The 26648-nt window shown below is 42.9% G+C and carries 29 protein-coding genes and 1 pseudogene; 14 read left to right on the top strand and 16 right to left on the bottom strand.

Annotation, left to right across the window (positions count from 1 at the left end; translation table 11 throughout):
- The first annotated feature begins 462 nt into the window (after window positions 1-462).
- Window positions 463-819 carry a hypothetical protein gene (locus VQ643_RS13650; protein ID WP_414200407.1) on the top strand — a complete coding sequence of 119 codons (357 nt, stop codon included), beginning with the start codon at window positions 463-465 and terminating at the stop codon, window positions 817-819.
- Window positions 820-853: 34 nt separating this feature from the next.
- Here the strand turns inward: VQ643_RS13650 and VQ643_RS13645 are convergent, their stop codons facing one another.
- From VQ643_RS13645 to VQ643_RS13625, 5 genes are all read right to left on the bottom strand, one after another.
- On the bottom strand, window positions 854-1702 hold the full coding sequence (locus VQ643_RS13645) for an ABC transporter permease subunit (protein ID WP_414200405.1): 849 nt from the start codon (window positions 1700-1702) through the stop codon (window positions 854-856).
- Window positions 1702-2613, bottom strand: a complete 912-nt coding sequence (locus VQ643_RS13640) for an ABC transporter permease subunit (RefSeq protein ID WP_414200404.1) — start codon at window positions 2611-2613, stop codon at window positions 1702-1704. Before VQ643_RS13640 ends, VQ643_RS13645 begins: the two co-directional genes overlap by 1 nt.
- Complete coding sequence (locus tag VQ643_RS13635) at window positions 2610-3764, bottom strand: ABC transporter ATP-binding protein (RefSeq protein ID WP_414200402.1); 1155 nt, start codon at window positions 3762-3764, stop codon at window positions 2610-2612. Before VQ643_RS13635 ends, VQ643_RS13640 begins: the two co-directional genes overlap by 4 nt.
- A 58-nt stretch (window positions 3765-3822) precedes the next feature.
- The gene (locus tag VQ643_RS13630) at window positions 3823-4908 is read right to left on the bottom strand and encodes a polyamine ABC transporter substrate-binding protein (protein WP_414200434.1); all 1086 of its coding nucleotides are present in this window, start codon (window positions 4906-4908) and stop codon (window positions 3823-3825) included.
- Between the two features lie 113 nt (window positions 4909-5021).
- Window positions 5022-6119 carry a polyamine ABC transporter substrate-binding protein gene (locus VQ643_RS13625; protein ID WP_414200400.1) on the bottom strand — a complete coding sequence of 366 codons (1098 nt, stop codon included), beginning with the start codon at window positions 6117-6119 and terminating at the stop codon, window positions 5022-5024.
- Window positions 6120-6427: 308 nt separating this feature from the next.
- Here VQ643_RS13625 and aguB point away from each other — a divergent pair, with 308 nt between their 5' ends.
- From aguB to VQ643_RS13610, 3 genes are read left to right on the top strand one after another with little or no spacing between them, the layout of a single operon-like run.
- Window positions 6428-7306 (top strand): N-carbamoylputrescine amidase, encoded by an 879-nt coding sequence (aguB, locus tag VQ643_RS13620; protein WP_414200398.1) that lies wholly within the window; start codon window positions 6428-6430, stop codon window positions 7304-7306.
- Window positions 7307-7311: 5 nt separating this feature from the next.
- Complete coding sequence (gene aguA / locus VQ643_RS13615) at window positions 7312-8415, top strand: agmatine deiminase (RefSeq protein WP_414200396.1); 1104 nt, start codon at window positions 7312-7314, stop codon at window positions 8413-8415.
- Window positions 8416-8441: 26 nt separating this feature from the next.
- Window positions 8442-8900, top strand: coding sequence for a c-type cytochrome (locus VQ643_RS13610; protein WP_414200394.1), 459 nt, complete (start codon window positions 8442-8444; stop codon window positions 8898-8900).
- A 52-nt stretch (window positions 8901-8952) separates the two neighbouring features.
- On the opposite strand, the gene VQ643_RS13605 is transcribed toward VQ643_RS13610, so the two are convergent.
- The 3 genes from VQ643_RS13605 to VQ643_RS13595 are packed head-to-tail and all read right to left on the bottom strand — an operon-like array spanning window position 8953 to window position 11839.
- Entirely contained in the window at window positions 8953-9639 is a 687-nt protein-coding gene (locus VQ643_RS13605) for a cytochrome b/b6 domain-containing protein (protein ID WP_414200392.1), read from the bottom strand.
- Window positions 9640-9653: 14 nt separating this feature from the next.
- The gene (locus VQ643_RS13600) at window positions 9654-10790 is read right to left on the bottom strand and encodes a PilT/PilU family type 4a pilus ATPase (protein WP_414200390.1); all 1137 of its coding nucleotides are present in this window, start codon (window positions 10788-10790) and stop codon (window positions 9654-9656) included.
- A gap of 14 nt (window positions 10791-10804) precedes the next feature.
- Window positions 10805-11839 (bottom strand): type IV pilus twitching motility protein PilT, encoded by a 1035-nt coding sequence (locus VQ643_RS13595; protein ID WP_414200388.1) that lies wholly within the window; start codon window positions 11837-11839, stop codon window positions 10805-10807.
- A gap of 69 nt (window positions 11840-11908) precedes the next feature.
- On the opposite strand from VQ643_RS13595, the gene VQ643_RS13590 reads away from it, so the two are divergent.
- The 10 genes from VQ643_RS13590 to VQ643_RS13545 all read left to right on the top strand — a co-directional run bounded on the left by VQ643_RS13590 (window position 11909) and on the right by VQ643_RS13545 (window position 18708).
- A complete protein-coding gene (locus VQ643_RS13590) occupies window positions 11909-12601 on the top strand; it encodes a YggS family pyridoxal phosphate-dependent enzyme (protein WP_414200386.1) in 693 nt (230 codons plus the stop codon).
- A 14-nt stretch (window positions 12602-12615) separates the two neighbouring features.
- Window positions 12616-13434, top strand: a complete 819-nt coding sequence (gene proC / locus VQ643_RS13585; RefSeq protein WP_414200384.1) for a pyrroline-5-carboxylate reductase — start codon at window positions 12616-12618, stop codon at window positions 13432-13434.
- An 8-nt stretch (window positions 13435-13442) separates the two neighbouring features.
- Window positions 13443-14054, top strand: a complete 612-nt coding sequence (locus tag VQ643_RS13580) for a YggT family protein (RefSeq protein ID WP_414200382.1) — start codon at window positions 13443-13445, stop codon at window positions 14052-14054.
- A gap of 2 nt (window positions 14055-14056) precedes the next feature.
- Window positions 14057-14341 (top strand): DUF167 family protein, encoded by a 285-nt coding sequence (locus VQ643_RS13575; RefSeq protein ID WP_414200380.1) that lies wholly within the window; start codon window positions 14057-14059, stop codon window positions 14339-14341.
- Between the two features lie 138 nt (window positions 14342-14479).
- Entirely contained in the window at window positions 14480-15619 is a 1140-nt protein-coding gene (metX, locus tag VQ643_RS13570) for a homoserine O-succinyltransferase MetX (protein ID WP_414200378.1), read from the top strand.
- 1 nt (window position 15620) lies between these two features.
- The gene (gene metW, locus VQ643_RS13565; RefSeq protein WP_414200376.1) at window positions 15621-16217 is read left to right on the top strand and encodes a methionine biosynthesis protein MetW; all 597 of its coding nucleotides are present in this window, start codon (window positions 15621-15623) and stop codon (window positions 16215-16217) included.
- Window positions 16218-16229: 12 nt separating this feature from the next.
- Window positions 16230-16649, top strand: coding sequence for a DUF4426 domain-containing protein (locus VQ643_RS13560; protein ID WP_414200374.1), 420 nt, complete (start codon window positions 16230-16232; stop codon window positions 16647-16649).
- Window positions 16649-17233 carry an RdgB/HAM1 family non-canonical purine NTP pyrophosphatase gene (rdgB, locus tag VQ643_RS13555; RefSeq protein WP_414200372.1) on the top strand — a complete coding sequence of 195 codons (585 nt, stop codon included), beginning with the start codon at window positions 16649-16651 and terminating at the stop codon, window positions 17231-17233. Before VQ643_RS13560 ends, rdgB begins: the two co-directional genes overlap by 1 nt.
- Entirely contained in the window at window positions 17230-18378 is a 1149-nt protein-coding gene (hemW, locus tag VQ643_RS13550; protein WP_414200370.1) for a radical SAM family heme chaperone HemW, read from the top strand. The genes rdgB and hemW overlap by 4 nt, the downstream gene beginning before the upstream one ends.
- Window positions 18379-18387: 9 nt before the next feature.
- Entirely contained in the window at window positions 18388-18708 is a 321-nt protein-coding gene (locus VQ643_RS13545) for a DUF3392 domain-containing protein (protein ID WP_414200368.1), read from the top strand.
- On the opposite strand, the gene VQ643_RS13540 is transcribed toward VQ643_RS13545, so the two are convergent.
- The 8 genes and pseudogenes from VQ643_RS13540 to VQ643_RS13505 all read right to left on the bottom strand — a co-directional run bounded on the left by VQ643_RS13540 (window position 18705) and on the right by VQ643_RS13505 (window position 26283).
- Window positions 18705-20447, bottom strand: coding sequence for an AMP-binding protein (locus VQ643_RS13540; RefSeq protein ID WP_414200366.1), 1743 nt, complete (start codon window positions 20445-20447; stop codon window positions 18705-18707). The genes VQ643_RS13545 and VQ643_RS13540 overlap by 4 nt on opposite strands.
- Window positions 20448-20460: 13 nt before the next feature.
- Window positions 20461-21748 (bottom strand): annotated as a pseudogene (locus VQ643_RS13535) (acetyl-CoA C-acetyltransferase).
- A gap of 69 nt (window positions 21749-21817) precedes the next feature.
- The gene (locus VQ643_RS13530; protein ID WP_414200364.1) at window positions 21818-22696 is read right to left on the bottom strand and encodes a MaoC family dehydratase; all 879 of its coding nucleotides are present in this window, start codon (window positions 22694-22696) and stop codon (window positions 21818-21820) included.
- Between the two features lies 1 nt (window position 22697).
- Complete coding sequence (locus VQ643_RS13525; protein ID WP_414200362.1) at window positions 22698-24050, bottom strand: 3-oxoacyl-ACP reductase; 1353 nt, start codon at window positions 24048-24050, stop codon at window positions 22698-22700.
- Between the two features lie 208 nt (window positions 24051-24258).
- Complete coding sequence (gene trmB, locus VQ643_RS13520; RefSeq protein WP_414200360.1) at window positions 24259-24954, bottom strand: tRNA (guanosine(46)-N7)-methyltransferase TrmB; 696 nt, start codon at window positions 24952-24954, stop codon at window positions 24259-24261.
- 50 nt (window positions 24955-25004) lie between these two features.
- Complete coding sequence (locus VQ643_RS13515; protein ID WP_414200358.1) at window positions 25005-25799, bottom strand: thiazole synthase; 795 nt, start codon at window positions 25797-25799, stop codon at window positions 25005-25007.
- A gap of 48 nt (window positions 25800-25847) precedes the next feature.
- Window positions 25848-26048: a sulfur carrier protein ThiS gene (gene thiS, locus VQ643_RS13510; protein ID WP_414200356.1), complete on the bottom strand. Its 201-nt coding sequence runs from the start codon at window positions 26046-26048 to the stop codon at window positions 25848-25850.
- 64 nt (window positions 26049-26112) lie between these two features.
- A complete protein-coding gene (locus VQ643_RS13505; protein ID WP_414200432.1) occupies window positions 26113-26283 on the bottom strand; it encodes an RHS repeat-associated core domain-containing protein in 171 nt (56 codons plus the stop codon).
- Between the last annotated feature and the right edge of the window lie 365 nt (window positions 26284-26648).

The raw sequence follows: 26648 nt of genomic DNA, 5'->3' as shown, positions 1-26648 counted from the left end.
TGAATTATTTTATTAATCGCTTAATTTTGATTTTATCGTCATTTTTTATAAATATTTGACTATTTTTTGCGCTAATACTTCTAAAAACCAGGCTTCACGCAATTTTTATTCATTTATAGTTCAATCTGCTGCTTTGTTTGGATAGGCTGTGGCCACCAGAATGTCATCCAATTGGAACTGTTCTTTAATACACATAAAACAGCAAGCCACTAAACAACTAAGTAATCCTATTTTTAATGAAGGTATGAAACTGCAAAACAAGATGATGTGCCTATTTATTATGTAAACTTCGGTAGTGAACCAAACTATTTTGTTAGACTCACCCTGTCATAAACTACCGTCTCTTTTAGCCATTAACAAGGATCAGGTATGGGGCTCTCAAGCGATGTATCATTGACATTTAAAGATCACCTTTATGCGGATATCTAACAATTCAACAACGATGTCACAGCTCGTCAAATAATGGTGAAAAAAAATTCAAATCACTGGCAACCTGATGCTATAGCGGTCAATAGCCCACGTCTTTATCTACAGTATGAGGCTTGGGTAAAACCTGAAGATTTACTCGCCAACGAGCAACTGATAGAAGAAGATCAAGGTTGTTTTGATGAACCATCAGATAGTGACGGTTGGTACCAAGTGGAAGTTACTGCTGATTTAACAGCCGATAACGGAAAATACTTCACCGCTTTAGAACTGCTATTTAAAGCACAGAACCAACAAGCTAACAAATACTTAGGCGATCATATATTTCTAGAAGGTATTGAATTAGAGAAAGAAGGCGACATACCTCTTTACTATGTCGCTTGTGGTAGTTAAGCAAAACTAAAAAGGCACCCTTAGGTGCCTTTTTTTAGTACTGTCGTGCAGCTTTCTCAGCGGCTTTGTAATCTGCCAACGCTTTATTACGTTTTTCCTCGGCCTTACGACCGATAAACCAAGCAATAAAGGTAGCTAATGATACAAACAGCAAAATTAAGCTGGCAACGGCATTAATTTCAGGTTTAACGCCCAAGCGTACAGAGGAATAAATCTCCATTGGCAAGGTGCCTGATCCTGGGCCTGACACGAAGCTGGCTAAAACCAAGTCATCTAACGACATCGCAAAGGACATCATAGCGCCTGCGGCTAATGATGGCAGGATCATTGGCACTGTAATCAAGAAGAACACTTCCCAAGGGCGCGCCCCTAAATCCATTGCTGCCTCTTCCAGTGAACGATCCAACTCCCGCAAGCGCGAGGCCACAATAATCGCCACATAGGCTGTACAGAATGTGGTATGAGCAATCCAAATGGTAATCATGCCTTTTTCAGGCCCACCAATTAGCTGCTGCATTGCCACAAATAACAGCAACAACGATAGGCCCGTAATAACTTCGGGCATCACCAAAGGCGCTGTTACCATGCCACCAAAAAGCGTGCGTCCACGAAAATGCTTAATACGTGTTAGCACTAAGGCGGCCAAAGTACCTAAAGCCGTTGCTGAGATAGCCGTATAGGCAGCTATTTCTAACGAACGCCCTACTGCGCCCATCAATTGTTTATTATTTAACAAGCCAGCATACCAATGGGTAGACCAGCCTTCCCATACGGTGACCAACTTTCCTGCGTTAAATGAATAAATCACGAGGATAAACATTGGCAGGTAGATAAAAACCAAACCTAGCCACAGCATAAAGTTAGAGAAATTAAAGCGACGCATTAGGCTTTACCCTCCATTTCTTTAGCTTGATGACGGTTAAATAGAATAATAGGCACAATCAGGATTGCGAGCATAACCACTGCTAGTGCCGAAGCCACTGGCCAATCGCGGTTATTAAAGAACTCTTGCCAGAGCACTTTACCTATCATCAAAGTATCAGAGCCACCTAATAAGTCAGGGATGACAAACTCACCAACTACAGGAATAAAGACCAACATGCAGCCAGTGATAATGCCACCTTTTGACAAAGGAATTGTGATTAGCCAAAAACGCTTCATCACGCCTGCGCCTAAATCGGCAGCCGCTTCAAGCAGGCTTTGGTCATGTTTTGCAAGGTTGGCATATAGCGGCAGCACCATAAAAGGTAAATAGGCATAAACCACACCAATATAGACTGCGGTATTGGTATTCATAATGGTCAACGGCTCACTAATTAAGCCAATGCCCATTAGGACTGAATTGAGTAAACCTTCTTTGCTTAAAATACCCATCCATGCGTAAACCCGAATCAGCAAAGCTGTCCAGGTTGGCATCATAATCAATAACAGCAAAATAGGTTGATTGGAGGGTTTAGCACGTGCAATCGCATACGCCATAGGATAGCCAATCAACAAGCACAACAAGGTGCTAAAAAAAGCTACCTTAAGCGAGCCTAGATAGGATAACCAGTAAAGATCATCCTCACCTAATAGCGTGTAGTTAGCAAAGTTTAGCAGTATGGTTAACTTATCTTCTGCCCAGTCAAACACATCTGTATAGGGTGGAATGCTAACTTCAGCTTCGGCAAAACTAATTTTTAAAACAATGACAAAAGGCAGCAAAAAGAACAGCAGCATCCAAAAAAATGGAATGCTGATGACAATATGCCGCCCACCTAGAGGAAAACGCCATTTTGCATTGCGCTTAATCATGCTGGGAATACCACGCCGCTGTCATCTACCCAATGTACGTAAACTTGATCGTCCCATGTTGGGCGCTTCACGTTACGCTCCGAGTTTGCCATAAAGGCCTGCACCACTTTGCCAGAAGGTAGCTCAACGTAATACACCGAATGTCCACCAAGATAGGCAATATCCTGCACAGTGGCGCGCGACCAGTTAAAATCCGCATGCTCCAACTCTTCTGGAAATTCAGCACTAATCAGAAGCTTTTCAGGGCGCAAGGCAAAGGTAACATGCTTATTTTCAGCCGGCATAGTCACACCACGCCCAATATAGATAGGCTTATCTAAGTCTGGGCAAGCTAAGATGACATGGTCGACTTCGTCTTCCATGATTTCTGCGTCAAATAGATTTACGTTGCCAATAAACTCACATACAAAGCGGTTAGCTGGCGTTTCGTAAATATCCATCGGTGAGCCTACTTGCTCAATAATGCCCTGACTCATAATGGCAATACGCTCTGCCATGGTCATGGATTCTTCTTGGTCGTGGGTCACCATAACGCAGGTTACCCCCACCCGCTCAATAATCTCTACCAACTCCAGCTGCATTTGCGAGCGCAGTTTTTTATCTAATGCGCCCATCGGCTCGTCAAGCAGCAATAGTTTGGGGCGTTTAGCTAAAGAACGGGCTAATGCAACACGCTGACGTTGCCCACCTGATAGCTGATGCGGTTTGCGCTTGGCATATTGTGTCATATGCACAAGACGCAGCATTTCATCCACACGCTCGGCAATTTCTGGGCGAGGTAAGCGGTCCTGCTTTAAACCAAAAGCAATATTTTGCTCTACTGTCATATGCGGAAATAACGCATAAGACTGGAACATCATATTAATAGGACGTTGGTGCGGCGGCATATGAGTAATATCCTCACCATCCAGCCAAATACGCCCTTCTGTCGGTGTTTCAAAGCCTGCCAACATGCGTAGTAAGGTGGATTTGCCCGAACCTGAACCACCTAGCAGGGCGAAAATTTCCCCTTTGTTGATTTTCACAGAGACATCATCAACCGCTAGGGTATCGCCAAACTGCTTACTCACACGGTCGATTTTTACCAACACGTCTTTGGGCTTTTGCATATTTGCTAGGGCTTTCTTATAAGCTCCAGATGCTACTGCCATGAGCTACTCCTACAATAAGAGTGGCCCTGCTTAAATAAAAGCAGGGCGGGATAATCAATTATTTGCCAGTTTTAAAGCGAATCCACTGGCGAGTTTTAATACGTTGCACTTTGGCGGGTAACTGCTTAGAAATAAACATTTTATCCAGTACTGCTTGTGGAGGATAAACGGCTTCATCTTCTAATACCTCTGCATCCATGTATTGCGCCGCTTGTGTATTGGGATTGGCATATCCAACAAATTCACTTACGCCAGCAATCACTTTTGGATCCAGTATATAGTTTATATAAGCATGTGCTTCTTTCACATTTTTTGCATCTGCTGGCACGGCTAGCATGTCAAACCAAAGGTTACCGCCTTCTTTAGGAATAACGTAAGCAATATTGACGCCTTTGCCTGCTTCTTCTGCACGATCCCTGGCTTGTAGTACGTCACCAGAGAAACCAGCCGCCACACAAATATTGCCGTTAGCCAGATCAGATACGAAACGCGATGAATGGAAGTAGGTTACATAAGGTCTTACTGCCATCATTTTATCGACTGCTTTTTCGTAATCTTCTGCTTTAGTGCTATTAGGATCTAGGCCCATATAATTGAGCATTGCTGGCAACATTTCGTCTGCTGCATCTAAAAAAGACACGCCACAAGTTGACAGCTTTTCCATATTTTCCGGTTCAAAGAGCACTGCCCAAGAATCGATAGTATCTACGCCAAGTACTTCTTTAACTTTATCCACATTGTAACCAATGCCATTAGTACCCCATAAATAAGGTACTGCGTATTGATTATTTGGATCATTAGTGGCGACTTGCTGCATCAGCTTTGGATCTAAATACTTCCAATTGGGAAGCAGTGAACGATCTAACTTTTGAAAAACGCCTGCTTTAATCTGCTGTCCCAGAAAGTGATCTGAAGGTCCAACCACATCATAGCCTGAACGTCCTGCGAGCAATTTGCCTTCTAACGCTTCGTTTGAATCAAACACATCATAAACCACTTTAATCTGTGTTTTCTTACGAAAGTCATCTAGTGCTTGCTTGGTTATATAGTCTGACCAGTTATACACATGCACCGCCCCTTTGGCTTGGGATACGGCAGGTAACAAAGTCAGCCCCACAACTGCGCTAAGTGCAACGCGATACATCAATTTTTGCAATCAAGTGTCCTCTCTTCTTCGGTTTAACGAATTTCTAGTCAAATTAAACACAAAAAGCTGTTGCCCTTTTAAGAACAACAGCTTCTGTTGGGCAGTACTGGTTATTTACCAGACTTAATCTTGGTCCAGCTACGTGTCATTGCACGTTGCGTCTTAGCTGGTAGATCAGGGAATGTATAGATTTTTGCCATTACATCCGCTGGTGGATAAATGCCTGGATCATTACGAATTTCTGCTTTTAACAGATCCGTAGATACCGCATTACCATTTGGGAACTGCAAGTAATTTGTTAAATCAGCCATTACCTGAGGTTGTAACAAATAATTGATGAACTCATGTGCTTCATCAACATTTTTAGCATCGGCTGGAATACCGATCATATCAAAGAATCCAGCAGCACCCTCTTTTGGAATCGCATAACTAAGTGTTACACCACCCTTAGCTTCTGCTGCGCGTGATTTACTTTGATAAAGATCACCTGAGTAGCCTACAGCTAAACAGATATTACCGTTTGCTAAGTCAGAGATGTAACGTGATGAATGGAAATACGCCACATAAGGGCGAATTTTCAAAAATAACTCTTCAGCTTGTTTTAAATGCGCTGGATCTTGGCTATCCGCTGGTAAGCCTAAATAGTGCAACGCAGCAGGCAACATTTCTGTAGGCGAGTCAAGGAATACCACGCCACAGCCCTTTAATTTGCTGATATTTTCAGGGTTAAACACGATATCCCAGGTATCAACAGGTGCATTGCCACCAAAAGCAGCGTTTACTTTATCAACGTTGTAACCCAAACCAATAGTACCCCACATGTAGGGAATACCGTACTGGTTACCAGGATCGTTAACTTCTAATGCCTTGAGTAAGTCTTTATTAAGGTTGTCCCAACCCTTAATTTTGCTCTTATCAAGCTTTTGATAAACGCCAGCTTTAATTTGTTTGGCAAAAAATGGATTAGACGGGCCAACGATATCGTAGCCAGAACCACCTGTTAGTAATTTAGCCTCTAATGTTTCGTTACTGTCGTAAACATCATAGGTGACCTTGATACCTGTTTGCTTCTCGAAATTAGCAATGGTGTCAGGTGCGGCGTAGTCTGACCATTGGTAGACGTGTAATACGCGCTCTTGTGCCTGCACCACCGCTGTGGCGCTTAAACCAATGGCGGCAGCAAGCAAGCTTTTCGTTAACAATTTCACGCGCACAGCTCCTTTTATGTTGTATTAAAAAAATGTAAAAAACTTTAGGCTTTTCACAGGTGCGAAGTCTGTCAATGTATGACTCTACACTCAAGCCCTAACTGCAGTTTATTTGCAGTTTTTTTACTTTTTTTGTCATATTCCTAACCTACTATAACTTTTTATAGCCTTCGGGAGCTTTTTTAGTAATTTTTAGTATCAAAAAGCCTGTATTTATTTGTCCATCGTGCTACAAATGTGCGCGCATTTTACCTATAAATGCTTTTATCCATTCCTAGTCCAAAATAACATCGATAGGAGCTTTGCTAATGTCTCGTTTAGTAACTGTTGCTGCTACCCAAATGGCATGCACTTGGGATCAACAAGCCAATATTAAAAACGCAGAAAAGCTTGTTCGTGAAGCAGCTGCTAAAGGCGCCAATATAATTTTATTGCAAGAATTATTTGAAACGCCTTATTTTTGTCAAAAGCAAAATCCTGACTATCAGATGCTGGCCACTACTGTCGATGCAAATCCAGCTATTGCCCATTTTAAAAACATTGCAAAAGAGTTGAATGTTGTTCTGCCCATTAGCTTTTTTGAGCTTGCAGGCCGTGCTCGCTTTAACAGCATTGTGGTGATTGACGCTGATGGCAGTGTTTTAGGCTTATATCGCAAAAGTCATATCCCAGATGGACCAGGTTATAGCGAAAAATACTATTTTAACCCTGGCGATACAGGCTTTAAGGTTTGGAATACAGCCTTTGGTAAAATTGGAGTAGGCATTTGCTGGGATCAATGGTTCCCAGAGTGCGCTCGCGCTATGGCATTACAAGGGGCTGAAATCCTCTTCTACCCTACGGCTATTGGTACAGAACCGCACGATCATACGATTAACTCACGTGAACATTGGCAGCGTGTGCAGCAAGGCCATGCTGGTGCAAACGTTATGCCGCTTATTGCTTCTAACCGCGTAGGGCTTGAGCAACAAGAAGACAGCAGCATCACCTTTTATGGTGCTTCTTTTATTGCTGACCAGTTTGGCGCCAAAGTACAAGAGCTAAACCAAACTGAAACTGGCGTTATCACGCATACCTTTGATTTAGATGAGCTAGAAAAAATTCGCACCAACTGGGGTGTGTTCCGCGACCGCCGAACCAACCTATACAGCGGCCTAAAAACACTTGATGGCGAGTTAGAGGCTTAATAGGCATGACTGTATTAACAAGTACGCCACGCAAAGATGGCTTTTTTATGCCAGCAGAGTGGACACCACATCAGCAAATCTGGATGGCTTGGCCTGAGCGTCCAGATAATTGGCGTTTAGGTGGCAAGCCAGCGCAGGCCGCTTTTGCTTTAGTCGCTAAAACCATTGCTGAAACAACGCCTGTAACTGTTTTAGTTTCAGCCCAACAATACAGTAACGCCTGTATCCAACTAAGCGCTAGCAATATTCGTGTCATAGAAACAACAACTAACGATGCTTGGTTACGCGATACAGGGCCTACCTTTGTAACTAATAAAGCTGGGGAAGTACGTGGTGTTGACTGGGCCTTCAATGCATGGGGCGGTCTTGAAGGTGGACTCTACTTTCCATGGGATCAAGACGACTTGGTTGCCTCAAAAATACTCAACAATGAGCGTTTAGCGGGTTATCGAACAGATGATTTTGTATTAGAGGGTGGCGCCATTCATGTCGATGGTGAAGGTACTTTAATTACTACAGAAGAGTGTTTACTCAATCACAACCGCAATCCTCACCTAACTAAAGAACAAATTGAAAACCAGCTACGTGAATATTTATCTGTAGATAAAATTATTTGGTTAAAAGAAGGTCTGTATAAGGACGAAACAAATGGGCATGTGGATAACTTTTGCTGTTTTGTAAAGCCGGCCGAGGTTGTTTTAGCTTGGACGGATGATGAAACAGATCCGAACTACCAGCGCTGTCGTGATGCTGAGCAAGTTTTAATCAATACAACAGACGCGCAAGGTAGAAGCATCACTGTGCATCGGTTACCCTTACCGCAGGCTATTTATGCAAGCGAAGAGGAATGCAGTGGCGTAGACAAAGCCTTTGCAACTCAACCTCGTAACCCAAGTATTCGTCTAGCAGGATCCTATATTAATTTTTTGATAACAAATGGGGCTATTATAATGCCTACATTTAATGATCCAGCTGATCATTTAGCCGCTGCTAAGTTACAAATACTATTTCCGAACCATGCCATTAAAACAGTGCCTGGCCGGGAAATATTACTCGGCGGCGGGAATATACACTGCATTACTCAACAACAGCCAATGAGTGCAGTTTAACCGTGCTTCACCTTAAGGAGATAATGATGAAGAAACTATTAACCGGCAGCTTAGCTGCTCTTGTCATGGCTACTAGCTTTAATGCTGTTGCCCTAGAAGTAGAAGATCAAGTGTATTTCCGTAAAGCCGCTTATGGTTTTATGGCATGGAACACTGGCAAAATCAAAGCGATGCTTGATGGCGAAGCTCAGTGGGACATTAAACAAGTACAAGCAGCGGCCAATGCTATTGCTGGTGTAGCTAACTCAGGTATGGGCGCACTTTATGGCGCTGGCTCTGATAACAGCCAATTCAAAAATACACGCTTAAAACCAGATTTCTTCCAAAACCCTGAAAAGGCAATGGAAGCAGGCATGCAGCTAAATACAGCGGCTAATGAGCTGGCGAAAGTGGCTCAAACTGATGATAAAGCAGCCATTGCAAAAGCCTTTGGTGCTGTTGGCGCTAGTTGCAAAAACTGTCACGATCAGTTCCGTGCTAAATAAGCTTTAGCTCAATAATAAAAAACCGAGGTAGCAACCTCGGTTTTTTATTGGATTAAAAGTTAAATGCGGGAGCTGGCGGCGGTGGTGGTGGCGTATACCAATAACCTGACACCAAGTAGACCACTGCACCAGCAAAAACTAATGAAATAATAAAAGCTATAATTCCACCACCTTTTGCTGCTGTTTGAGCGGGGTTGGTTTGCTTGGTTTTACCCGTAATCATTGGTGTTACTAAATTGTTCTTTTTAAACAAAAAATACCCAATAATTGCCAACAGATGCAAACTAACTAGCCCTACAATTACCCATAAGCCTAAACGGTGCAGACTCGTAATATCATCGCTTAGATTACGATCAATTAAAAAAACCAATGGTCCTTTGATAGCGCCAAACTCTTGGCTCAATAGTCCACTAACCGCTTGCCAAGCAGTAAAACCTAATAAGCCAAACACAGATAACACGCCTAGCGGGTTATGTCCTAAACCATGCCATTGGCCTTTTAAATAACTAGGAATACTAAATAGTGACTTTAGGATAGTACTTAGTCGAGCATAGGTTGAACCACAGAAAAACCAAGCTAAACGAAAGGCTAATAAACCAATCACCACCAACCCAGCATTCAAATGAATGCTCATCCAACTACCACCTTTTACTCCTGTAATTACTGCTGTACTCACTGCCACAACTAACAGCCAATGAAACAGACGTAATGGTAAATCCCATACGCGTAGTTTCGTCATTATCACATCCTCATTTATTCAGTAATATCCAAATCCAACGACAGATCTGTATTACCATCAAGCATCTTCATTTCTTTATTCTTAGCACGTTCTGCTTGTAGTTTAATCATTAAACGCAAATCGTTTGGTGAATCAGCATAAGCTAATGCATCTTGATAAGAGATTTGGTCTTGCACATAAAGCCTAAACAGTGCTTGGTCAAAGGTTTGCATGCCCAGCTCTGTTGAGCGCGTCATAATCGCCTTAATTTCGCTGACTTCGCCTTTACGAATTAAGTCCGCTACCAATGGTGTATTAAGCAAGACCTCTACTACAGCACGACGCCCTTTACCATCTTTGGTAGGAACAAGCTGCTGAGCAACAATAGCTTTTAAGTTGAGTGATAAATCCATCCAAACTTGTTGGTGCCGCTCTGGCGGGAAAAAGTGGATAATACGATCTAACGCTTGGTTCGCGTTGTTAGCATGCAAGGTTGCTAAACACAGGTGTCCTGTTTCAGCAAAGGCTACAGCATAGTCCATAGTATCTTTACTACGCACCTCACCAATCATAATCACATCGGGAGCCTGACGTAATGTATTTTTCAGCGCAACCTCATAAGACTCAGTATCAATACCTACTTCGCGCTGAGTCACAATACATCTGTTATGACGATGTAAGAACTCGATAGGGTCTTCAATAGAAATAATATGTCCTGCTGAGAAGCTATTACGATGGCCTATCATAGCCGCCAAGGAGGTTGACTTACCCGTACCCGTTGCACCAACGAACAACACCAAGCCACGCTTGGTCATGGATAACTCTTTAATAACCTCAGGTAATTGTAGCTCATCTACGGTAGGGATAGTGGTTTCAATACGACGAATCACCATTGCGGCTAAGTTACGTTGATACAACGCACTTACCCGAAAACGACCAATACCGCGAGCACTCAACGCAAAGTTACACTCGTGGCGATCCGTAAACTCTTGACGCTGACTTTGGTTCATACAACCAAATACCATTTCACGAGTTACTTCTGGCGATAAGGCAACACTCCCTAGTTGCTCTAACACACCATTGACTTTAATCGAAGGAGGAAAGCCAGCGGTAATAAATAAATCCGAGCCACCTTGATCTACTAATAATTTTAAAAGGGTATCTAGTTGCATGAGGAATAGGACTCTTAAATACTATCAGGACTTTTCGCCAACGCTTTGGCTTGCTCAGCTGTAATAATACCTTTAGTTAGCAAGGACTTCAGTGCACTATCCAATGTTTGCATGCCAAGCGAACCGCCAGTTTGAATTGCTGAGTACATCTGTGCCACTTTATCTTCCCGGATTAGGTTACGAATAGCTGGCGTACCTAGCATAATTTCATGAGCAGCAACACGCCCGCCGCCAATTCGCTTAATTAAGGTTTGTGATATAACAGCTTGTAAGGATTCTGACAACATTGAACGGACCATAGATTTCTCTTCAGCAGGGAATACGTCAACAATACGGTCAATTGTTTTAGCGGCGCTGGTGGTGTGCAAGGTGCCAAATACTAAGTGGCCTGTTTCTGCAGCAGTTAGCGCTAGACGGATAGTTTCTAAGTCACGCAACTCACCCACAAGAATAATATCTGGGTCTTCACGCAGCGCACTACGTAATGCCTCATTAAAGCCCATGGTGTCACGATGAACTTCACGCTGGTTAATTAGGCACTTTTTCGACTCATGAACGAATTCAATAGGGTCTTCAATAGTGAGAATATGGCTATAATAAGTACGATTAATATAGTCCATCATTGCAGCCAGTGTGGTAGATTTACCCGAACCGGTAGGCCCTGTTACTAACACTAAACCACGGGGTACGTCAGAAACTTTACGGAAAACTTCGCCCATACCTAAATCTTCCATCGTTAGTACTTTTGATGGAATAGTACGAAATACAGCGCCAGCTCCGCGGTTTTGATTAAAGGCGTTAACCCGGAAGCGAGCCATGCCAGGCACTTCAAACGAAAAGTCAGTTTCCCAAAATTCTTCAAAGTCTTTGCGTTGACGATCATTCATAATGTCGTAAATTAACGCATGAACTTCTTTATGCTCTAGTGGAGGTAAATTGATGCGACGCATATCACCATCAATACGAATTAAAGGTGGCATGCCAGCGGACAAGTGCAAGTCTGACGCACCTTGCGTAGCACTAAATGCCAATAGTTCGGTAATATCCATAGAGTCCCCAAATTGTTTAAAGCAGGTAGAATGCTACCAACATCAGCCTAACGAGGCTTTAACTATACAATGTCAATAGCAGAAAATATTACTAAAGTCAGAAAACAGATTCGTGAGGCAGCTCAAGCATTCTCACGAGAGCCAGCTCAAATTCATTTATTAGCAGTCAGCAAAACTAAACCTGCTAGCGCTATTCGTGAAGCCTACGCCTGTCAAATTACTGATTTTGGCGAAAATTACTTACAAGAAGCATTAACTAAACAGCAAGAGTTGAATGATCTTAAACTAACTTGGCATTTTATAGGACCGATCCAGTCAAATAAAACCAAACTTGTCGCAGAAAATTTTACTTGGGTGCATTCTGTTGATCGTTTAAAGATAGCTGAACGTTTAAGTAATCAGCGCCCTGAATACTTACCAGACTTGAATATTTGTCTGCAAGTTAATATATCTAATGAAGATAGCAAATCAGGGTGCGCTCCTGAGCAACTTGTAGAATTAGCTCGCCAAGTGAGTCAGCTACCTAAATTAAAGCTACGTGGTTTAATGGCTATTCCGGCACCTTGCGATGATTATGCTGAGCAGCAACAGAATTTTGCCCAAGTCCGTCAACTCTTGGAGCAAATCATCATTGAATTAAATTTGCCTTTAGATACATTATCCATGGGTATGACCCACGACTTACAAGCTGCTGTCGCCCAAGGTAGTACTTGGTTACGCATTGGTACAGCAATATTTGGCGAACGCCAATACAATAACTAGTTTTGTTGGTATTTATGAATGATTTAAAGATTGCCTTTATTGGCGGCGGAAATATGGCAGCCAGCCTTATTGGTGGATTACTGCAACAAGGCCTAAATGCCCAGCAAATTACTGCATGCGATATTAATCTTGCGCAACGTGAAGCACTAACGTCACAATTTGCTATAGCCACTTATGAAACGGCAGCTGAAGCTGTTGCACAAGCTAACATTGTTGTTTTAGCAGTTAAACCTCAAGTGCTTAAGCCAGTTTGTATGGCAATTAAGAAAGATATTCCAAGCACAGCTTTGATTGTTTCCATTGCAGCTGGTATTAATATTGCTAGCTTAGAAAACTGGTTAGGTAAACGCGCCATTGTACGTTGTATGCCGAACACTCCAGCCTTGTTAAAGCAAGGCGTGAGTGGTTTATATGCCAATACGCTCACCTCTAACACCGAGAAGGCTCAGGCTGAACAACTATTAAGCGCTGTAGGCATTGCACTTTGGTTAGATAACGAAGCACAGATTGACGCCGTTACGGCTGTTTCGGGCAGTGGTCCTGCTTACTTCTTCTTGTTAGCGCAAGCAATGTCACAAGCCGGTGTAAAGCTAGGATTAAGTGCTGAAACGGCACACAAGCTAGCTAATCAAACCGCTTTAGGAGCTGCGCGTATGCTATGTGAAAGCGAAGTCGATAGTGCTGAGTTGCGTCGTCGCGTTACTTCACCTAATGGCACAACAGAAGCCGCTATTAATACTTTTTTAACGGGCGGCTTTATAGAATTAACCGAAAAAGCACTTACTGCAGCCTCTGACCGCTCGGCAGAACTGGCTCAACAGCTTGGAGACTAGAATCAATCATGGGTGATGTACTTTTTTACACCTTACAAACATTTGCACCATTATATTTAATGATTGTGCTTTTACGCTTTATGTTGCAAATGGTTAGAGCAGATTTCTACAACCCTATTTCACAGTTTGTAGTTAAAGCAACTCACCCTCTTTTAGCACCTTTACGCCGTATTATCCCTGGCTTTCGTGGGCTAGATATCGCTTGTCTTGTACTCGCGTTTTTTGTGATGTTTGTAACCTTATTATTAGCATTATCTCTTGTTGGCTTAGGCGATCAAATTGCTAATTTAATTCCCAACTTAATAGCATGGACCTTATTAGGCACTGCTACTATGTTTTTGAATATACTGTTTTATGCCTTAATTGCTAGCGTCATTATTTCTTGGGTTGCACGAGGTAGCCGCCATCCATTCGTAATACTGATAAACCAATTAATAGAGCCGTTGCTTCTACCTATTCGTCGGTTGCTACCTGATTTAGGTGGCCTCGATATTTCACCTATTTTTGCCTTCTTTGCTATCAATATACTGCAGCGTTTTGTCATTTTTCCTATTGCCAATATGACTGTAGGTGAGGCACCGCAAGCCGTAATTAGTGTAGTTCAAGCCTTTGTGATTTAACTATGCACTTTTACTGGGATGGCAAGGATCTAATTCTTTCTTGTCATATCCAACCTGGAGCTAAGAAAACTGAGTTTGCTGGGCTACATGGTGAGCGCTTAAAAATTCGCTTAAAAGCACCGCCCGTTGATGGCAAAGCAAATACTGAGCTTGTAACCTTTATTAGCCGAACTTTTGGAGTTAATAAAGCAGCTGTTATTCTGGAAAGTGGTGCACTGAGCAGGCAAAAACGTCTGCGTATTGAAAACCCACAACATTTACCGCCAGATTCTCTAGTTCAAGCATAAGCTAAGTAGAAATAGCACTAGCGCTTCTTTATAAAATCATGCGTAATAGATAGCTATTAGCCAAATACCTGTGCTTTTAATGTAGGTTAAGCAACTGTTTAATCTAGCCTGCACCACTTACTTAAAGAGAGAGTTGTCGTGCCGTCCGTGTTTCCTGAAGATTCTGTTGGTTTAGTAACGCCACAAGTGGCGCATTTTAATCAAGCTTTAGAGCTCGCTTGTGGACGAATGTTGCCTAACTACCAATTGATGTATGAAACCTATGGCACGCTCAATGCTACAGCCAGCAATGCGGTACTTATTTGCCACGCGCTTTCAGGACATCATCACGCTGCTGGTTATCATACGCCTGATGAGCGCAAAGCGGGTTGGTGGGATACTTGCATTGGCCCAGGCAAAGCCATTGATACCAATAAGTTTTTTGTTGTTGCTTTAAATAATCTAGGTGGCTGTCATGGCTCTACAGGACCTAGCAGTATTAACCCAGAAACCCAACAACAGTACGGTGCAAGCTTTCCTGTTTTAACCATTGAGGACTGGGTTCATAGCCAAGCGCGCCTTGCAGACTATTTAAATATTAAACAATGGGCCGCTGTTGTCGGTGGAAGCATGGGCGGCATGCAAGCCATGCAATGGACTATTTCTTACCCCGAACGGGTACGCCACTGTATCGCCATTGCCTCTGCACCTAAGCTATCGGCACAAAATATTGCGTTTAACGAAGTCGCCCGCCAAGCCATTATGACCGACCCTGATTTCCATAATGGCGACTTTGCGCAGCACAATACCATTCCTAAACGTGGATTAATGCTAGCGCGCATGGTTGGCCATATTACCTATTTATCCGACGATGCTATGGGTGAAAAATTTGGTCGTGAACTAAAAAGTGCCCAGCTTACCTACGACTTCAACAGCATAGAATTCCAAGTTGAAAGTTATTTACGCTATCAAGGCGAACAGTTTTCATCACGTTTTGACGCTAACACCTACTTAGTAATGACCAAAGCCTTAGATTACTTTGACCCTGCCAGCCAGCATCAAGGTGATTTAGCGAAAACCTTTGCCACAGCTCAGGCCAATTTTTTTATTGCCTCTTTCACTACTGATTGGCGTTTTTCACCACAACGCTCACAAGAAATCGTCAATGCACTGATTTCTGCCAAGAAAAATGTGAGCTACATTGATATCGACGCACCCCAAGGGCATGATGCCTTTTTACTGCCTATTCCCCGCTACTTGCAAGCATTTAGCAGCTATATGAATACAATTGAGGTTTAACATGCGTGCTGACTTAGAAATTATCCAACAGTGGATTCCTCAAGGTAGCCGTGTACTCGACCTAGGTTGTGGCGACGGTGAGTTTTTAGCTTGGTTAAAAACCAACAAAGCAGTAACTGGCTTAGGCTTAGAAATTGATGCTGAAAATATCAATACCTGTCTAACTAAAGGCGTGAATGTTTTACAGCAAAACCTTGATTTAGGCTTAGGCAACTTTGACAGTGACAGCTTCGATGTCGTGGTTATGACCCAAGCACTACAGGCGGTGCACTACCCAGATAAAATATTGCAGGAAATGCTAAGGGTTGGCAAAACCTGCATCATCACCTTTCCGAACTTTGGGCACTGGCGCTGCCGTTGGTACTTAGCCACCAAAGGCAGAATGCCGGTCTCTAAATTTATGCCTTACACTTGGTACAACACACCCAATATTCACTTTTGTACCTTTAAGGATTTTGAAAGCATGTGCAGCAATGGCAACATGCAAGTACTAGATCGACTAGCGGTAGACCGTGAGCACCACAATAGCCTAGGCGCACGCTTGTTACCTAACCTATTAGGTGAAATTGGTATTTACCGTATAACTCGTCGCGGATAAAAGGAGCAACACATGCGCAAATTAATCGCTTTATGCTGTGGTTTAGTCCTAGCTTTTTCTGCTCATGCTGAACGCAAGCAGACCTTTGATGGCATCGATATTCACTATAATGTTATCAATACCACCTTTTTGCAGCCTGATATTGCCCAAAGCGTCAATATTCCACGTAGTAAACAATTAGGCATGCTATTGGTATCACCTGTAAAAAACTCAGTGGGCAAAGAGGCCAAGAAAATTACTGGCGAAGTAAAAAATCTGCTTGGCCAAGCCACTAAGCTAGATTTCAAACTGATCAAAGAAGAAAACGCACTGTACTATTTAGCCACTTTCAAAAAAGATAGCCGCGAACAACTTGTTTTCACCATTAATCTAACTTTTGATGAAGGCAAGCAAGACACTATTAAATTCACTCAAGAAGTATTTCCAGACTAATGAAAGAACTTGTTTTAGCCAGTCATAACCAAGGCAAACTAAAAGAGCTACAAGCGCTACTGGGCCAGCAGATTAACATTCGCTCTATTGGTGAGTTTACGTCAATAGAAGCAGAGGAGACTGGCCTATCTTTTATTGAAAATGCCATTTTAAAAGCCCGCTATGCCGCTAAAATCTCAGGTTTGCCAGCACTTGCTGATGATTCTGGATTAGCTGTTGATTATTTAGGCGGAGCACCTGGCATTTATTCTGCACGCTATGCTGATGGGCAAGGCGATGCGGCTAACAACGCCAAGCTCTTAAAAGCTCTCGAAGGCGTTGCAAGCAGCCAGCGTACAGCCCAATTTGTGTGTGTGCTCGCGCTAGTCCAACATGCTGATGATCCGCTACCTATTATTTGTGAAGGACTTTGGCAAGGACAGATTTTACAGGCAGCTAAAGGTGAGCATGGATTTGGTTATGACCCTCTGTTTTGGGTTCCAGAAACTCAATGCAGCAGCGCAGAGTTAACCCCTGAACAAAAGAATCAATTGAGCCATCGCGCACGCGCTATGCAACTACTTAAAAAACGCCTTGCTTTATGAGTGGACCAATTCATCTACCGCCATTAGCACTCTACATTCATATTCCGTGGTGCATTCGCAAATGTCCGTATTGTGATTTTAATTCGCATGCTGCCAGCCAAGAGCTGCCTGAGTCCGCCTATGTGCAAGCGCTATTAGCCGATCTGGCGCAGGACTTAAACTATGTACAAAAGCGTCCGCTAGGCTCGATTTTTTTTGGTGGCGGTACGCCTAGTCTCTTTTCTGCACAAGCGCTTGAGCAGATTTTACAGGCCGTGCAGCAACTCATTCCTTTTACAGACGATATTGAAATTACTTTAGAAGCCAACCCAGGTACCTTTGAACAAGAAAAATTCAAAGCGTTCCGAAAAATCGGTATTAATCGCTTATCTATTGGCATGCAAAGTTTTCAAGATGAAAAGCTGATTGCCCTTGGCCGCGTACATAATGGTGCTGAAGCTCTGCAAGCGGCAGATATGGCACGCCAAGCAGGTTTTGATAATTTCAATCTAGACTTAATGCATGGCTTACCCCAACAAAGTGTTGAAGATGCACTCTATGACTTGCAACGTGCTATCGCCCAAAAACCTACACATATTTCGTGGTACCAGCTCACCATGGAGCCCAATACCGTGTTTTGGAGTAAGCCGCCTCTCCTTCCTGAAGATGAAATACTCTGGGATATTCAAGAAGCTGGGCAAGCACTGTTAGCTGAGCATGGCTACCAGCAATATGAAATCTCGGCTTATGCACAGCCGCAAAAACAAGCTAAGCATAATCTTAATTATTGGCAGTTTGGTGATTTTCTTGGCATTGGTGCAGGCGCACACGCCAAACTGACGTTACCCAACGGACAGATTAAACGCTTATGGAAAACACGCCAGCCAAAGGACTACCTAAACGCCACGCACAGCTATTTAGCTGGAGAAAGCTGGCTAAGCCCTCAAGAACTGCCCTTTGAGTTTTTAATGAATGCTTTACGTTTAACAGAGGGTGTTGCAAGTCATAGTTTTACTGAGCGAACTGGTTTACCTTTATCTACTCTTGCTAAAGCTCGCGCTATAGCTGAGCAAAAGCAACTACTTAATACTGACCCCACACGTTTGCAAGCCAGTGCTAAAGGTCATTTATTTTTAAATGATTTACTGCAGATATTCTTAGAATAGGTATTAAATATGGATGTCATTGCCGATTGGATTGTACAGCTATCAAACTGGAGCCGCAGCCATCTAAGCCAAATCAGCCTTGCCTTAATGGCTAGCATCTTAGTGCTAGGCGGGCCAAGCCTGCTCAGTTGGCTGCGTAGTTTTTTTGCGCACTGGCACTTTATATTTAGAACCTTGCTCTTTATTGTTATCTGCGTTGGCTTTGGTTTGGCCACCATTTATGTAACACCTTGGCTAGGCAAAGGGCTTAGTTACTTAAATAACTACACCCTTTCCCCTGTGTTATTGGTGGTATTTATTCTAATTGGTGTATTTGCAGACAGGCGTTAATCGCGCAATGCGCGGCGCAGCACTTTACCCACTGTAGTTTTAGGTAATTCCTCAACCCTAAACTCGATAAACTTAGGCACTTTATAGCCCGTTAAATGCTGACGACAGTGCTCTAACAGTTGCTCTTGCGTAAGCTCAGGATCTTTTCGCACTACCACAATCTTCACCTTCTCCCCTGTTACCTCGTCAGGCACACCAATAGCAGCGACTTCCATTACCCCAGGATGCAAGGCAACTGCATCTTCAATTTCATTGGGATAAACATTAAAGCCAGATACTAAAATCATATCCTTAATACGGTCTACCAAATAAACAAAACCATCTTCTGTCATATAGCCAACATCACCAGTACCGAACCAGCCATTTTTATCTATTACTTTGGCAGTTTCTTCAGGACGTTGCCAATAGCCTTGCATAACCTGCGGCCCCCACACCTGTACCTCGCCACGCTCACCAATGGCCGCTTCGGTACCATCTTCCTTAATAAAACGCACCCAAGTTGAAGGCACAGGTACACCAATGCTGCCAGTAAAGTCCTCATTACGAATGGTCTCTAAATTAACTGGATTCATAGTGACAACTGGTGATGTTTCAGTTAAGCCATAGCCTTCTTTAATAGGCACCCCCGTTACTTCTTTCCAACGGGTTGCAATAGCCTTTTGTGTTGCCATACCTCCAGCAATAACAAGTTTTAATTCAGAAAAGTCACGTGCACAAAAATCTTTATTATTAAGCAGGCCGTTAAATAATGTGTTTACGCCAGCCATACCATTAAATTTTTCATTCTTTAATATCATAACCACGCGTTTTACATCACGAGGATTAGCAATCAGCACATTGCGCCCCCCCTGACAAGTGAACATAAAGCAGTTTACTGTGAGGGAAAAAATATGGTACATCGGCAATAACGTAACATTGGTTTCTTGCACATTCTCGTCGATCTGGCCATTAGTCCAAGCCTTTGCCTGCATGATGTTAGCCAGAATATTTCTATGGCTGAGCATAGCGCCTTTAGCATCGCCCGTGGTACCGCCGGTATATTGCAAAAATGCCAAATCATCCAACTGCATGCTAACCGGTGTTACTTGCATAGTAGAGCCTATTTTGAGCATTGTATTAAAACGCTCAAAAGACGGTAATTTATAGGCAGGAATTTGTTTTTCCACATGGCGCAATACAAAGTTGATCAACATGCCTTTCAAGCTACCGATCATGTCTCCAATACTGCCTAACACAATATTTTTGATTTTACTTTTAGCCGCCACTTGCTCAAAGGTATGGGCAAAGTTTTCAAAAATAACCAAGGTTTCTGCACCACTATCAATAAGCAGCTTTTCCATTTCGCTGGCAGTATAGAGAGGGTTAATATTAACCACCACAGCACCAATTTGCAGTGCGCCTAATAAACAAATAGGGTATTGCAAACAATTGGGCATCATTAACGCCACTCGATCACCTTTTTTAACGCCTTTAGATTGCAACCAAGCAGCAAAATACTTGGCTTTTTCGCCCCATTGAGCATAGGTCATAGCTACACCTATGCTGACAAAGGCTTCGCGTTGCTTAAACTTTTCAATATGGCGATACAAAATATCTTCTAAAGAAGTGTACTGCTCAATTTGATCATCAATATCACTCACCACTCCAGCCATATAGCTTTTTAGCCAAGGCCGTTCTGTAGTTGGACGTTGAAAGTTATGTCGACGGTAATTATGAGGAAACTGAGCAGCTTGGTTCATAGTAAATTCCTTATTATTTTTCTAGTATGGCAGTAATGCCTTGCCCACCTGCAGCGCAGATAGAAATCAAGCCACGACCGCTACCTTGTTGATTTAAGAGCTTAGCTAGCGTTGCTAAAATCCGACCCCCAGTGGCAGCAAATGGATGCCCACAGGCCAATGAACTACCCTTTACATTAAGTTTGCCAGCGTCAACTGCACCTAGCGCACCACTCCAACCTAAACGCTCTTGACAATACTGCTCATCCTCCCAAGCTTTCAGGGTACAAAGTACTTGTGCGGCAAAAGCTTCATGTATTTCATAAAAGTCGAAATCGCCAAAATCTAAACCTTCACGTTTTAACATCCGAGGTACAGCATAAACGGGTGCCATTAATAAGCCTTCTTCACCAGAAACGAAATCAACAGCAGCCGTTTCTACAGTTCTTAAATAAGCTAAAATAGGCATATTGTGTTGAGCTGCCCAGTCCTCGCTGGCCAGCAACACCATGGAGGCGCCATCTGTTAAGGGCGTTGAATTACCAGCAGTTAAGGTGCCATGCTGCTTTTCATACGCAGGTTTTAAAATAGATAGTTTTTCTAAGCTACTATCGGCTCGCAAATTATTATCACGCTCTAAGCCTAAGTAAGGTGTTAGTAGGTCATCAAAGAAGCCTTCATCATAGGCCGCAGCTAATCGCTGATGGCTTGTTAGTGCTAATAAGTCTTGGTCATAACGGCTGATATTCCAGCGCTTTGCCATATCCTCACAATGATCGCCCATGGACAGCCCTGTACGTGGCTCACCATTGCGTGGCAATAAAAACTTAAACAGCATTGAAGGCCGCACTTTTAATAATGTTTTTAACTTAGCGCCCGTAGTTTTTTGTCGATTTGCGGCAAGCAGTATGTGCCGTAGTTTTTCATTAATACCAATAGGCGCGTCCGAAGTAGTATCACTTCCCCCAGCAATACCCACTTCAATTTGCCCTAAGGCAATCTTGTTTGCTACATTGGCTTACAGCTTCCAGCCCCGTGGCGCAAGCTTGCTGTACGTCATAAGCGGGGGTGTAAGCTGATAAGTTAGTAGACAATAAAACTTCGCGAGCTAGGTTAAAATCGCGGGAGTGTTTGATCACTGCCCCCGAAACAAACTCTCCTAAACGCATACCTTGTAACTGGTAGCGGTCTATTAATCCTTGTAAAGCTGCTACCTGTAACTCTTGATTAGTAGCACTGCTATATAGCGTATTAGAACGTGCAAATGGGGTACGATTACCACCAATAATTGCTACTCTACGTACTGTTTTTGACGCTTCCATGGTCAGCATCCTTCTCGATTTTCAAGCCTAAATTATTGTTGTGGCTACATCGACAATGACAGATTGCCATTATTGAGTAACAGAAAATACTCCACTTAAGTGGGACAGCTGGCTGCCTTTGCGCCGAACTTCAAACTCGCTACTTAAGGCTGATGTGCCTTGTTTAAAAAACTCCACCGTTGCCGGTAGCAAAATAGGCTGCTTAAACTCAACCGACAACTCAGCTTGCTGCACGGCTGTATTATTTTGTAAAGCGGCTAAACTACGCCCTAAAGTCCACATGCCATGGGCAATCTTGCTAGGAAAACCAAATAATTTAGCGCCTAAATTAGAAATATGGATGGGGTTATAATCGCCTGAAACCTTAGCGAATCTATTACCTAAACTTGCATCCAATACCCAAGATTGGGTTCTCACAAGCTGGCGATAATTAATGGCTAAAAAAGGCCAAGGTGTTAACTGGCGAGCATTGTCTAATTTATATTTATGTAAATATTTACTACTGCTTTGCCAAACCAGTTGATGCTGCGTCCAAACTTTGCTTTCTAATACAACAACCAGCCCTTTTTCATGCTGCTCAACTTCACCACAGGCCACCTCAATACGAATCACGTCATCAAGTGTTACTGCTGAAAACTGCTTTATATAATTAGACAGATGTACCATGCCAACCATAGGAAAGGGGAAGCTTGGATGAGCCATCAACTCTAAATGTAATGGAAAAACCATTTGATGAACAAAGGTTAGGGGTACGATTTGTCTATTAGAAAAGCCGCAAATACGACGATAAGCCGCTAATTGATGAGCACCAATAGAAGTGTCTGAGTGACGTATCGTTATGTCAGGTAGCTGCCAATTATTTTTTGCTTTCTTGTTTAATGTTTTCACACCTTGCCACAAAACACTGGCTGTACTGGGCAAAGATGCAATTTCAATAACCTTTGGCATCTTAAGCTCCTAACAGACTTTGTCCACAAACGCGCACTATTTGCCCATTTACAGAGAGTGAGTCTGCCCGAGCCAACCAGCTAATAGTTTGTGCTACATCTTCTGGCTGCCCGCCCTGCCCCATGGAGTTCATGCGCCGTCCTGCTTGACGAATCATCATAGGAATCTGAGCTGTCATCTGTGTTTCAATAAAGCCAGGTGCAACTGCGTTAATGCTCATACCTTGGGCTGCAAAGCTATCCGCTAAGGCATCCACCATGCCTATCACCCCAGCTTTGGAGACCGCATAGTTAGTTTGCCCTAAGTTCCCTGCAATGCCTGAGATAGAGGATACGCAAATAACTCTCGCTCCTTGATTGAGCTGCCCCTGTTCTAGAAGTTGTTGTGTTATATGTAAAGGTGCTGTTAGGTTTACAGCCATTACAAGATCCCATGCCTCTTTGCTCATTTTGGCAATGGTTTTATCCCGTGTGATACCTGCGTTATGTACCAGTACGTCAAAAGCTCCATGCGCCTTTGCATAATCAACTAATACTGAACTGGCATGTTCACCAGTAATATCTAAAGCTAAGGCTTGTGCGCCTATACGTTTTGCTGTTTTTTCCAGCGCTGCTTGTGCTTGAGGAACATCCAAGCACACAACTTTTGCACCAAAATCTGCCATGGTTTGTGCAATGGACGCCCCAATTCCGCGCGCTGCACCTGTTACCAATACAGATTGTTGAGCCAATATTTGTATCGGATCAACCTGCTTATTCGATGGTTGTGTAATTCGTATCACCTGCCCTGATACATAGGCCGATTTTGCACTTAAGAAAAAGTCTAGGGTGCTAGATAAGGAGTGCTTTGCGCTTTCAGCAACATAGAGTAATTGGCAAGCAATATTTTTATGCAGTTCTTTACCCAGTGATCGTACCAACCCTTCTAATGAGCGCTGTACAATTTGTTGCTCGCATTGACTACATTGCTCTGGTGGCAAGCCTATAACCAATACTCTCCCATGTTGCTGTAAGCGTTTTACGTTGTTGTGGAAAAAACCATACAGCTGCTCAAGATCCTGCAAGCTTGCTAAAGCACTAGCGTCAAATACTAAGGCTGAAACCTTGGTCAAGTTGGCTGAAGCCTCTTGCGCTGGAGGTAAAACAACCCTTTTTAATTGCTCAAACTGTGTCATGAGCGCTGCTTGTAAAGGACTATTCTCTGTGCTGGCAAATACAATAGGGCTAACGACTTGGCTATTATTTGAAAAGCGTTGTAGAGGGAGCGGTTTAGGTAAACCTAGCCACTTTGTGATACGACTGCCTAACCCAGAGTTGGCGAACGCCATGTATTTATCTAATTTATTATGACTCATTTGAATTCCTTTAAAGTCATGCTGCTACTGGATTTGAATACTATTCTTTACGTTTCAGCATAAACGCATATCAAACGGTCGTTTAATTTTTAGTGGCGTTTTACAAAAGTACCAAGTTTATTCGCCTAAGGTTGTAGAGTGCAGATGTTAAAAACCCCGAAAAGTATGTCTAACTGTTCGGGGTTGGTTGATTAAGCTGTATTCGGATTTAACTGATTTTTTTAAACTTTAAGTCCCAAACACCATGCCCTAGGCGCTGTCCTCTACGCTCAAATTTGGTTTCTGGACGCTCTTGAGGGCGTTCAACCCACGTATTAGTAGGCGATAAGTTTTCATAACCTGGCGCTGCTGTCATCACTTCAAGCATATATTCTGCATAGTTTTCCCAGTCAGTTGCCATATGAAATACGCCACCTACTTTCAATTTTTTCCGAACTAGTTCAGCAAATGCGGGCTGTACTATACGGCGTTTATGGTGACGGGCTTTATGCCAAGGATCTGGGAAAAATAGCAGCAAGCGATCAAGGCTGTTATCAGCAATACATTCATTTAAAATATCAATTGCATCTGTGCTGTAAATACGCACATTACTTAGCTGGTTCTCTAACAACCCACCTAATAACGCACCAATGCCTGGGCGATGTACTTCAATGCCAATAAAGTCTTGCTCAGGTGCGGCTTGTGCCATTTCCAGCAAAGATTGCCCCATACCAAAACCAATTTCTAGCGTTTTAGCTGCAGATCGCCCAAATAGCTGATCAAGATTTTGCATGCCTTGCTCGCGTGTTAAGCCAAACTTTGGCCAACCAATATCTAAGCTACGCTGCTGTCCTGCCGTTACTCGACCTGCTCGCATAACGAAGCTTTTAACTTGACGCATATGCTCAGGAGGGATGTCACTCATATCAAACCTATGTAATAAAAAGCACCAAGCTAGCTTGGTCTCAAACTGAATTAACGAACCACACCATCGAGTGGCGAAGATGCGCTGGCATATAGTTTTTTCGGCATACGGCCAGCTAGATAAGCTAGACGTCCCGCTTCAATCGCATGCTTCATTGCCTTAGCCATGAGAACAGGATGTTGTGCATTAGCAATAGCACTGTTCATTAGCACCGCGGCACATCCCATTTCCATCGCAATAGTGGCATCTGACGCTGTGCCCACACCGGCATCAACTAACACTGGAACTTTGGCTTCTTCTAAAATAATGCGCAGATTATAAGGATTACAAATACCTAAACCCGTACCTATTAAGCCTGCCAATGGCATCACTGCAATGCAGCCAATTTCTTCTAATTGACGAGCAATAATAGGATCATCACTGGTATAAACCATGACATCAAAACCATCTTTTACTAAAATTTCTGCCGCCTTTAAGGTTTCGATAACATTAGGAAATAAGGTTTTCTGATCGGCCAGCACTTCTAGTTTTACCAGCGTGTGGCCATCTAACAATTCACGTGCTAAACGGCAAGTACGTACAGCTTCAGCAGCATCATAACAACCTGCGGTATTAGGTAAGATGGTGTAACGCTCAGGCGAAATCACATCTAGTAAGTTTGGCTCATTAGGGTTTTGCCCTATATTGGTACGACGCACAGCTACAGTTACAATATCAGCGCCCGATGCTTCAATTGCTTCACCTGTTTCGTTTAAATCTTTATATTTACCTGTGCCCACTAATAAGCGAGAGTTATAGGTTTTTCCCGCCAAAACCAGTGGTTTGTCAAGTTGTGATTGGCTCATCAAGTTCATCCCAAGCGTTTTTAATAAGGGTATTTACACGACTGATGACTAGCCACCACCAATAGCGTGCACCACCTCAACCGCATCACCTTCTTGTAGATGTGTGGTTGCATGCAAGCTACGGGGCACTATTTCAAGGTTTAGCTCAACGGCAACACGTCGTCCGGTTAGAGCAAGCTGCTCTAGTAAATCAGCGATACTTGCTTGCTCGCTAACTTCGTGTGGCTCACCATTTAACTGAATACGCATAAGGTAACCGTCAACTTTAAATCAATGCAGAATGGTCTAGTAAGAAGTAATTATTGTAGCAAATCTAGATTACTTTCCCATACATACGCGTACATAGTGGGTTATTTCCAGCTAGATCTATAGGATCCTTAGAGATATACAACCCCATAGTAGAATCATAATACCTAAAGCGGTTATAGTACAGTCCATTCAGTTCAATGTCCTTGTACTGTCCTAACTGACGAAAAGAGGGCAGAGCGCTTAGTAAACATCTAGTAGATGTTTATAACGAATGAGCCAAACTGTCGCGCGGGGTCGCTCACCCTCTAAGTTCCTTAATCTACCATAGATATCATAGTCAGTACTCCAGACCTTGATCCCTTGCTCATCGAATGCCTGTACTGAACGTCCGATATAATCGCTAGTAATGTTGTATAACCGAAATTTACTTACTAAGATTTTAAGAAAGTTTTTATTGATCCCAGATTGCACCAATTAGTACCATCTGCTAAAGACAACAGCTCTTCAAGTACAGCTTTTACAGTTATCATTTTATTTTTTTTAGCCTGTTCAAGGATAAAACCAAAATATAAATAAACCTCTCTTGAGTCAGTATGTAAA

The sequence above is a fragment of the Pseudomonas sp. F1_0610 genome, assembly GCF_047470865.1.
In the GTDB taxonomy this organism is placed as follows: Bacteria; Pseudomonadota; Gammaproteobacteria; order Pseudomonadales; family Pseudomonadaceae; genus JAZDRH01.
This window is presented reverse-complemented; position numbering and strand designations above follow the sequence as displayed.